The sequence below is a fragment of the Streptomyces sp. 5-10 genome (genome assembly GCF_014712245.1).
GTDB classification, from domain to species: Bacteria; Actinomycetota; Actinomycetes; order Streptomycetales; family Streptomycetaceae; genus Streptomyces; species Streptomyces violaceusniger.
The window spans coordinates 166648-176461 of the sequence record NZ_JACVYG010000016.1; the positions used below are offsets into that span (position 1 = coordinate 166648).

Below are 9814 nucleotides of genomic sequence, written 5' to 3' on the forward strand. Positions count from 1 at the left end.
CGAACCGCAGGGCCAGTAGTCGCCCTGAAGCCGTAAGGCCAGTAGTCGCCCTGAAGCCGTAAGGCCAGTATTCGCGCTCGAGCCGTCAGGCCAGGATTCACCCACCCGTCTCCGCATATATGCAGAGCATCGTATATGCTTCCATGGTTCCGGGCCGCGGCACCCCCGCCGTAGCCGCAGATCCGCCACGTGTTCGCCGTGACCTAGGAGCCCCCCTTATGGCGATTGACCTCACCGGCCGCCACTTCCTCAAGGAGCTGGACTTCACCGCCGACGAGTTCCGCCGCCTGATCGAACTGGCCGCCGAGCTGAAGGCGGCCAAGCGCGCGGGGGCCGAGGAGCGGCGGCTGCGGGGCCGGAACATCGCCCTGATCTTCGAGAAGACCTCCACCCGCACCCGCTGCGCCTTCGAGGTCGCGGCCGCCGACCAGGGCGCCTCGACGACCTACCTCGATCCGGTCGGCTCCCAGATCGGTCACAAGGAGTCGGTGCGGGACACCGCGCGGGTGCTCGGCCGGATGTACGACGCGATCGAGTACCGGGGCCATGGCCAGGGCGTCGTCGAGGAGCTCGCCGCCCACGCCGGGGTGCCCGTGTACAACGGCCTCACCGACGAGTGGCACCCCACCCAGATGCTCGCCGACGTGCTGACCATGACCGAGCACAGCGACAAGCCGCTGGAGCGGGTCGCCTACGCGTACCTCGGCGATGCCCGGTACAACATGGGCAACTCCTACCTCGTCACCGGCGCCCTGCTGGGCATGGACGTCCGCATCGTCGCCCCCAGCCTGCTGTGGCCCGACAACACCATCGTGGAGCTGGCCCGGCAGCTCGCCACCGCCTCCGGCGCCCGCATCTCGCTCACCGAGAACGTCGAGGAGGGCGTGCGCGGCGCGGACTTCGTCGCCACCGATGTGTGGGTGTCCATGGGCGAGCCCAAGGAGGTCTGGGACGAGCGGATAGCGCTGCTCGGGCCGTACGCGGTGACGATGGATGTGCTGCGCGCCACGGGCAACGACGCCGTGAAGTTCCTGCACTGCCTGCCGGCCTTCCACGACCTGGGCACCGACGTCGGCCGGGAGATCCACGAGCGGCACGGGCTGACCGAGCTGGAGGTCACCGACGAGGTCTTCGAGTCCGAGCACTCCGTCGTCTTCGACGAGGCGGAGAACCGGATGCACACGATCAAGGCGGTGCTGGTCGCGACGCTCGGCGCCCGGTAGCGCTCGACGGGCGGCCCTCGGCCGTCGGTGGGCGGCCCTCAGCCCTCCGTCGGCGGGAGGACGAACCAGACGGCCTTGCCGTAGGGGGTCGGCCGGTAGCCCGCGTCCGCGCTGAGGGTCCGGATCAGCAGCAGACCGCGTCCGCCCTCGGCGAGGCCGTCGGGTCTTTTGGGCCCCTCGGGACGCCCCAGCGAGTCCAGCCCGCCGGGCGGATTCGGGTCCTGGTCGTGCACCTCGACCTGCCAGCCCCCGGTCGGCACCAGCTCCACCACCAGCTCTATCGGCTCGTCGCCGGTCGTGTGCCGCACCGCGTTGGCCACCAGCTCGGCCGTCAGCAGCTCCGCCGTGTCGCCGTCCACGGGCGCCCCGATGTCGGCCAGGGTGTTCCGGATCAGCGCACGCGCCAGCGGTACGGCGGCCGCCGTGTGCGGCAGGGCGAAGCGCCAGGTGGCGGCGTGGGAGGGATCGGGCACGGAAGGCGTCCAGTCGGTCGGCGTGAAGCGGAGTACCGCGGCCCTTGACGGTATGAAGCGGACGATAGTTCCGGAAGGGGCTGTGGACCACTCTTGGCGGGACCTAGGCACCGAATGGTGCATTCACGCCATACGAGGCAAATCGTCCAGGACGGCGCGGAGCGGCCGCCCTCGGACAGGGCGTCGGCGGCGTCACGGCGAAGACTGTTGCCCGCGGCCGAAACCTTGTCAAGGATTATCCGTCATTCATTCAAACAGCCCTCCGCTGGGCCGAGGATCGCGGCGGCCTGCCCCCGAAGGGGTGCTCAGATGTCGCGGAAGGTCTCGATCTGGGCGCCGATCGAGTTCAGCCGCTCCGCGAGGTCCTCGTAACCGCGGTTGATGACGTACACGTTGCGCAGCACGGAGGTGCCCGGCGCGGCCATCATCGCCAGCAGGACGACCACGGCGGGGCGCAGGGCGGGCGGGCACATCATCTCGGCGGAGCGCCAGCGGGTCGGGCCCTCGACCAGGACGCGGTGCGGGTCGAGGAGTTTGACGTGGGCGCCGAGTCGGTTGAGCTCGGTGAGGTAGATCGCGCGGTTGTCGTAGACCCAGTCGTGGATCAGCGTCGAGCCCTGGGCGACGGCCGCGATCGCCGCGAAGAAGGGCACGTTGTCGATGTTGACGCCGGGGAACGGCATCGGGTGGATCTTGTCGATGGGGGCCTGCAGCTTGGACGGGCGCACGGTCAGGTCGACCAGCCGGGTGCGGCCGTTGTCCGCCGCGTACTCCCGGCCGCGCTCGTGGTCCAGCCCCATCTCCTCCAGGACGGCCAGCTCGATCTCCAGGAACTCCACCGGCACCCGGCGGATCGTCAGCTCCGACTCGGTGATGACGGCGGCGGCCAGCAGGCTCATCGCCTCGACCGGGTCCTCGGAGGGGGAGTAGTCGACATCGCGGTCGATGTGGGCCACGCCGTGGACGGTCAGCGTCGTGGTGCCCACGCCCTCGACCTTGACGCCCAACTCCTCCAGGAAGAAGCAGAGGTCCTGGACCATGTAGTTGGACGAGGCGTTGCGGATCACCGTGACGCCGTCGTGCCGGGCGGCCGCCAGCAGCGCGTTCTCGGTGACGGTGTCGCCGCGTTCGGTCAGCACGATGGCGCGGGTGGGGGCGACCGAGCGGTCGACGTGGGAGTGGTACATCCCGTCGGTGGCGGTCACTTCGAGGCCGAAGTGGCGCAGGGCGGTCATATGCGGCTGCACGGTGCGGGTGCCGAGGTCGCAACCGCCCGCGTAGGGAATCCGGAAGCGGTCCATCCGGTGCAGCAGCGGGCCGAGGAACATGATGACGCTGCGCGTCCGGCGCGCGGCCTCGGTGTCCATGGCCTCGAGGTCCAGCTCGGCGGGCGGCACGATCTCCAGATCGGCGCCGTCGTTGATCCAGCGGGTGCGGACGCCGATGCTGCCCAGGACCTCGAGGATGCGGTAGACCTCCTCGATCCTGGCGACCCTCCGCAGCGTCGTACGGCCCGCGTTGAGGAGCGTGGCGCACAGCAGCGCCACACACGCGTTCTTGCTCGTCTTGACGTCGATGGCCCCGGACAGCCGGCGGCCGCCGACCACCCGGAGGTGCATCGGGCCCGCGTAGCCGAGGGAGACGATCTCGCTGTCCAGGGCCTCGCCGATCCTGGCGATCATCTCAAGGCTGATGTTCTGGTTTCCCCGCTCAATGCGGTTGACCGCACTCTGGCTGGTGCCGAGGGCCTCCGCGAGCTGGGACTGGGTCCAGCCCCGGTGTTGACGGGCGTCACGGATGAGCTTGCCGATACGTGAGAGGTAGTCGTCAGTCATGGGGGAGATGTTATCTCACATATGAGATGCACACGCGACGGGGGAGGTGGAAGGAGTGGCGGTTCTCCACCCACGATTGTTCTATTAGTATGCAAACAAATGGGAGAACGCGTGGTGAAGTGAGGGGTCGATATGCGTCCTGTCCGGCGGCGCGCGCTCATCGTCGTTCTGCCCTTCGCGCTGGCGTGGGCCGTGGTCATGGCGGCGTTCGCCGGGCTGCGCGACCGGCTGCCGGATCCGCTCGCCACGCATTTCGGCGCGGACGGGAAGGCCGACGGATTCACCGGTACGGGTGCGTTCCTCTCGGTGGTCACCGCCGTCCTCCTCGGCTCCGGCCTCCTCACCCTCGTACCCGCCCTCCGCCTGACCAAGGGGCTCGGCGTCCAGCGGTTCGCGGTCGCCCTCGGCTACGGCATGTCCGGACTGCTGGGCTACGCCTTCGCCTCCCTGCTCTTCGCCAACGCCGACGCCTCCCGCGCCTCCCGCGTCTCCCAGCCCCTGTGGCAGTTGGGCATCGCCCTCGCCGTCGCGGCCGTCATGGGCGCGCTGGGATGGCTGCTCGCGAGCCGTGACGTGGCGCCGGAGACCGATGCCGGGCGCCGGGCCGCCGCGCCCCGGCTCCCGCTGACCAAGGGCGAAGTGGCCATCTGGACGCGCACCGTCGGATCGCCCGTGCTGCTCACCGTGGGCGCGGGGACCGCGCTGCTGGCCGCTGTGCTGGTCCCCGTGGGCCGGGGGACGGCGGCGTGGCTGATCGGCATGGGGCTGATCGTCATCGGGCTGGTCTGCACGGCACTGGCCCGCTGCCGGGTGACCGTCGACCGCCGGGGCCTCGCCGTGGCCTTATGGTTCGCCCCGCGGCCCCGGATGCGGATGCCGCTGGACCGGATCGAGCGGGCCACCAGCCGTGAGGTCGCCGCGCTGAGCCTCGGCGGCTGGGGCTACCGGGTCCGCGGCGGCGGCAGCGCCCTGGTGTTCCGCTCCGGCGACGCGCTGTTCCTGACGCTCGCCACGGGCCGGGAGTTCGCGGTCACGGTGGACGACGCCGCCACCGCCGCCGCCCTGCTCAACACCCTGATCGAGCGCGACCGCCCGACGGCGGGGGAGCGCGGCTGAGATGCTCTTCCGCGTCGACCCCGGCTCCGCGGTCCCGCTGGCCGACCAGATCGCCGCCTCCGTACGCGGCGCCATCGCCGACGGCACCGTACGCCCCGGCGAACGCCTCCCCGCCGCCCGCGCGCTCGGCGAATCCCTGGGCGTCAACGTCCACACGGTCCTGCGCGGCTACCAGCGGCTCCGCGAGGAGGGCCTGATCGAACTCCGCCGAGGCCGCGGCGCGGTCGTCACCGGCGACCAGCCCAGGGCCCGCGCCGGGCTCCTGGAGGGCGTCCAGGGCCTGGTGGACCAGGCCCGCGCCCTGGGCCTCTCCGACGAGGAGGTCCTGACCCTGGTCAGAACCCGCCTCGCGGGCGGCTGAGGCCGATCAGGATTCAGAATTCGGAGGTGTCCAGCTCCAGGCCGAACGGCTCGGGGAGCGGGAGCGGGGTGCCGAAGGGGTGGGGGCCGTCCACCTTGGTGTAGCCGAGGTTCCCGGGCACCGAATAGAGCGTGCAGGCGCGCTGCTGCCGGTCGACCAGCAGATACAGCGGGGCGCCGTACTCGGCATAGCGGCGCCGCTTGACGACCCGGTCGGTGTCTCCGTTCGAGTCGGAGGTCACCTCGACGATCAGGAGGGTCTGGTCAGGGAGCAGGGCCCCGGCGCCTTTGGCGAGTTCGCGTGGCACAACGGCCAGATCCGGTACGTACCAATTGCTGCTGCCCGGCAAGTCCAGATTTCCCGACCCAGCTCTGCAGCCGAGCTTGCGCATCACCGGCCCGATCTGTTCGCGGATCACATCGGCGGCGTTCTCGTGGTCCCACGTCGGTGACAACTGTTCGATGACCCCCTCCACGATCTGCACCCGGTCATCCCCCCGGATGTGCTGGATCGCGTATTTCAATGCGGTTTCGGGGTCGTCGGCCACATACGAAGCCGTTTCCGAATGGGGTTGCGCGCTCATCGGTCCTCCACCTGGCGGCGTAGTTGCAGCATGACGACTGCGCAAGGTCTATCGCAATCCTCCACGGGCATGGGCAAATGTGCCCAGTAGTCACCCATACCGGTGACGATCCCCCGTCACCACCGCCGCCAGTGTCCGGGCCGGGCCGTCGACCGCGGGGCCGTGGAGGAGTTCGGTGCGGTGGACCAGGCGGGGGGCGATCAGGGGGGACGTGACGATGCCGGGGGTGCCCTTGGTGGCGGGGTGGGGGAGCAGGGCCAGGCCGTGGCCGGTGGCGCTGAGGGCGAGGAGGCCGCGGACGTCGGTGCCCTCGTACGTCAGCGAGGCGCGGAAGCCGTCGGTCCGGCTGACCGCGCGCAGCTGCTCCAGCGGCATGGCGGCGTCCGGGGCGTCCAGCCAGTGGGCGTCGGCGAGGTCGGCCAGCCGCAGGCCGAGGCGGCGGGCCAGCGGGTGGCCGGTGGGCAAGGCCACCACCAGCGGGGCCTCCGCGACCGTGACCGCGGTGAGCGGGCCCACCTCGGGCAGCGGCAGCGCGTCGGCGGGGGTGGCCGGGCCGTCGATCAGCCCCAGGTCCAGGGTCCCGGACGCCACCGCGGCCGGGATCTCCCGGCGGCCGAGGATCCGCAGGGAGGCTTTGGCGGCCGGATGCGCCTGCCGCACCCGCTCCAGGGCCGCGGCGATTCTCGGGGTCATCGCCAGCGGTGAGGCCCCCACCACCAGCCGGGCGGCGCCCGACCCCGACAGCCGCTCGACGTCGGCCCGTGCCGCGTCCAGACGGAGCAGCAGCGGACCGGCGTGTTCCAGCAGCCGGGCGCCCGCGCTGGTGAGCATGACCGGCCGCCGGGTCAACAGCGATGTCCGCAGATCCGCTTCGAGTGACGCGATGTGCTCGGAGACCGCCGCCGGGGTGAAGCTCAGCTCATGGGCGGCGTCGGAGAAGGATCCGCAGCGGGCCACGGAGACGAACGTGCGGAGCAGATGCGGGTCCATGGCAGCAGTATCGCGGTGGCGGAGGTGGCTCAGTCGGCGATCACCCTTACCAGTGAAGACGGGGGAAGACGGGGAACACGGGCGCACACGGGTGAGCACAACGGCGGCACACGGGTGCACACGGCAGAGCACCACGGGCGAACACCGCCGCACGCGAGTGAGCACGGTGAACGCCGGTGAGCCGACCCGGACCGCGTTCGCACCCGGGCAGGACATGACCGCACGAGGGCGATGTACTAGAGTTATCTCGACATCGAGATATCTGCTGGAAGGCGCATCGCCGCCCCGCGTCGGTAAGGCTTACCTAACTTAGTCATACCTTAGCGGATCGGCGCGGGCATGTGACGGCAGCATTGCGGTGGTACGCGCGAAAACATGCATGAAGGAGACTGTCGTGTCGGCGAACAGCTTCGACGCCCGCAGCACCCTGCAAGTGGGCGACGAATCGTACGAGATCTTCAGGCTGGACAAGGTCGAGGGGTCGGCCCGGCTCCCTTACAGCCTCAAGGTGCTGCTGGAGAACCTGCTCCGTACCGAGGACGGCGCGAACATCACCGCCGACCACATCCGTGCGCTGGGCGGCTGGGACTCGCAGGCCCAGCCCAGCCAGGAGATCCAGTTCACGCCGGCCCGCGTGATCATGCAGGACTTCACCGGCGTGCCCTGCGTGGTCGACCTCGCCACCATGCGTGAGGCCGTCAAGGAGCTCGGCGGCGACCCGGCGAAGATCAACCCGCTGGCCCCGGCCGAGCTGGTCATCGACCACTCCGTGATCGCCGACAAGTTCGGCACCAACGACGCCTTCACTCAGAACGTGGAGCTGGAGTACGGCCGCAACAAGGAGCGCTACCAGTTCCTGCGCTGGGGCCAGACCGCGTTCGACGAGTTCAAGGTCGTCCCGCCCGGCACCGGCATCGTCCACCAGGTCAACATCGAGCACCTGGCCCGCACCGTCATGGTCCGGGGCGGCCAGGCGTACCCGGACACCCTCGTCGGCACCGACTCCCACACCACCATGGTCAACGGCCTCGGCGTGCTCGGCTGGGGCGTCGGCGGCATCGAGGCCGAGGCCGCGATGCTGGGCCAGCCGGTCTCCATGCTGATCCCGCGCGTCGTCGGCTTCAAGCTGACGGGTGAGCTGAAGCCCGGCACCACCGCCACCGACCTCGTGCTGACCATCACCGAGATGCTGCGCAAGCACGGCGTCGTCGGCAAGTTCGTCGAGTTCTACGGCGAGGGTGTGGCGGCCACGAGCCTCGCCAACCGCGCCACCATCGGCAACATGTCGCCGGAGTTCGGCTCCACCGCCGCGATCTTCCCGATCGACGACGAGACCCTGAACTACCTCCGGCTCACCGGCCGCTCCGACCAGCAGGTCGCGCTCGTCGAGGCGTACGCCAAGGAGCAGGGCCTGTGGCTGGACCCGGCCGCCGAGCCCGACTTCTCCGAGAAGCTGGAGCTGGACCTCTCCACGGTCGTCCCCTCGATCGCCGGCCCCAAGCGGCCCCAGGACCGCATCGTGCTCGCCGAGGCGGCGACGCAGTTCGCGCAGGACGTCCGCAACTACGTCGCCGAGGCGGAGGAGGACGAGGCGGGCAAGGAGTCCTTCCCGGCCTCCGACGCCCCGGCCGTCTCCAACGGCGTGCCGAGCAAGCCGACTCAGGTCACCGCCCCCGACGGTTCGACGTACGAGATCGACCACGGCGCCGTCACCGTCGCCGCGATCACCTCCTGCACCAACACCTCGAACCCGTACGTCATGGTCGCCGCCGCGCTGGTGGCCAAGAAGGCGGTCGAGAAGGGCCTGACCCGCAAGCCGTGGGTCAAGACCACCCTGGCCCCGGGCTCGAAGGTCGTCACCGACTACTTCGACAAGGCGGGCCTGACCCCCTACCTCGACAAGGTCGGCTTCAACCTCGTCGGCTACGGCTGCACCACCTGCATCGGCAACTCCGGCCCGCTGCCGGACGAGGTCTCCAAGGCCGTCAACGAGGCCGACCTCGCCGTCACCTCGGTGCTCTCCGGCAACCGGAACTTCGAGGGCCGGATCAACCCCGACGTCAAGATGAACTACCTGGCATCCCCGCCGCTGGTCGTCGCGTACGCCATCGCCGGTTCGATGAAGGTGAACATCACCACGGACGCGCTGGGCACCGACCAGGAGGGCAAGCCGGTCTTCCTGAAGGACATCTGGCCGACCGAGGCCGAGGTCAACGATGTCGTGGCCAACGCCATCGGCGAGGACATGTTCAACAAGTCCTACCAGGACGTCTTCGCCGGTGACGCCCAGTGGCAGGCGCTGCCCGTGCCGACCGGCAACACCTTCGAGTGGGACCCGGAGTCCACCTACGTCCGCAAGCCCCCTTACTTCGAGGGCCTGACGATGGACCCGGCCCCGGTCGAGGACATCGCCGGCGCCCGGGTGCTGGCCAAGCTGGGCGACTCGGTCACCACCGACCACATCTCCCCGGCCGGTGCGATCAAGGCCGACACCCCGGCCGGCAAGTACCTCACCGAGCACGGTGTCGAGCGTCGCGACTTCAACTCCTACGGCTCCCGCCGGGGCAACCACGAGGTCATGATCCGCGGCACCTTCGCCAACATCCGGCTGCGCAACCAGATCGCGCCCGGCACCGAGGGCGGCTTCACCCGCGACTTCACCCAGGACGGCGGGCCGGTCTCCTTCATCTACGACGCCTCGCAGAACTACCAGGCGGCCGGCATCCCGCTGGTCATCCTGGCGGGCAAGGAGTACGGCTCCGGCTCGTCCCGCGACTGGGCCGCCAAGGGCACCGCGCTGCTCGGCGTCAAGGCCGTCATCGCCGAGTCGTACGAGCGCATCCACCGCTCGAACCTCATCGGCATGGGCGTCCTCCCGCTCCAGTTCCCCGAGGGCGCCTCGGCGCTGTCGCTGGGCCTGACCGGCGAGGAGACCTTCGACATCACCGGCGTCACCGCGCTCAACGAGGGCGGCATCCCGGAGACGGTGAAGGTCAAGGCAGGCGAGGTGGAGTTCGACGCCAAGGTGCGCATCGACACCCCGGGCGAGGCGGACTACTACCGCAACGGCGGCATCATGCAGTACGTGCTGCGCTCGCTGATCCGCAAGTAAGCGCGGCTCAGCAGCTCACGGTGCCGGCGACGGGCCGCACCCCTGGCGGGGGTGCGGCCCGTCCGCGTGCGCGGCGGGTGATCCCGCATGCCGCGCCCGCGCCGCGCCCGGCACGGCCGCG

8 protein-coding genes are annotated in these 9814 nt (G+C 70.2%); 4 read left to right on the forward strand and 4 right to left on the reverse strand.

Features of this window, described 5'->3' with window-relative positions; translation table 11 throughout:
• Positions 1-218 precede the first annotated feature (218 nt).
• Complete coding sequence (gene argF / locus IEJ02_RS20145; RefSeq protein WP_137979905.1) at positions 219-1223, forward strand: ornithine carbamoyltransferase; 1005 nt, start codon at positions 219-221, stop codon at positions 1221-1223.
• Positions 1224-1261: 38 nt separating this feature from the next.
• Here argF and IEJ02_RS20150 read toward each other — a convergent pair whose 3' ends face one another.
• Complete coding sequence (locus IEJ02_RS20150; protein ID WP_191066143.1) at positions 1262-1696, reverse strand: ATP-binding protein; 435 nt, start codon at positions 1694-1696, stop codon at positions 1262-1264.
• Positions 1697-2001: 305 nt separating this feature from the next.
• Positions 2002-3531 (reverse strand): helix-turn-helix domain-containing protein, encoded by a 1530-nt coding sequence (locus IEJ02_RS20155; RefSeq protein WP_037959016.1) that lies wholly within the window; start codon positions 3529-3531, stop codon positions 2002-2004.
• Positions 3532-3663: 132 nt separating this feature from the next.
• On the opposite strand from IEJ02_RS20155, the gene IEJ02_RS20160 reads away from it, so the two are divergent.
• Together IEJ02_RS20160 and IEJ02_RS20165 are read left to right on the forward strand one after the other, a co-directional pair.
• Positions 3664-4647, forward strand: coding sequence for an SdpI family protein (locus IEJ02_RS20160; protein ID WP_191066144.1), 984 nt, complete (start codon positions 3664-3666; stop codon positions 4645-4647).
• Position 4648: 1 nt separating this feature from the next.
• Complete coding sequence (locus IEJ02_RS20165; RefSeq protein ID WP_037959014.1) at positions 4649-5008, forward strand: GntR family transcriptional regulator; 360 nt, start codon at positions 4649-4651, stop codon at positions 5006-5008.
• A 13-nt stretch (positions 5009-5021) separates the two neighbouring features.
• On the opposite strand, the gene IEJ02_RS20170 is transcribed toward IEJ02_RS20165, so the two are convergent.
• On the reverse strand, positions 5022-5591 hold the full coding sequence (locus IEJ02_RS20170) for a Uma2 family endonuclease (RefSeq protein WP_191066145.1): 570 nt from the start codon (positions 5589-5591) through the stop codon (positions 5022-5024).
• A 90-nt stretch (positions 5592-5681) separates the two neighbouring features.
• Positions 5682-6581: a LysR family transcriptional regulator gene (locus IEJ02_RS20175; RefSeq protein ID WP_191066146.1), complete on the reverse strand. Its 900-nt coding sequence runs from the start codon at positions 6579-6581 to the stop codon at positions 5682-5684.
• Positions 6582-6975: 394 nt separating this feature from the next.
• On the opposite strand from IEJ02_RS20175, the gene acnA reads away from it, so the two are divergent.
• The gene (gene acnA, locus IEJ02_RS20180; protein ID WP_317985850.1) at positions 6976-9693 is read left to right on the forward strand and encodes an aconitate hydratase AcnA; all 2718 of its coding nucleotides are present in this window, start codon (positions 6976-6978) and stop codon (positions 9691-9693) included.
• Positions 9694-9814: the final 121 nt, after the last annotated feature.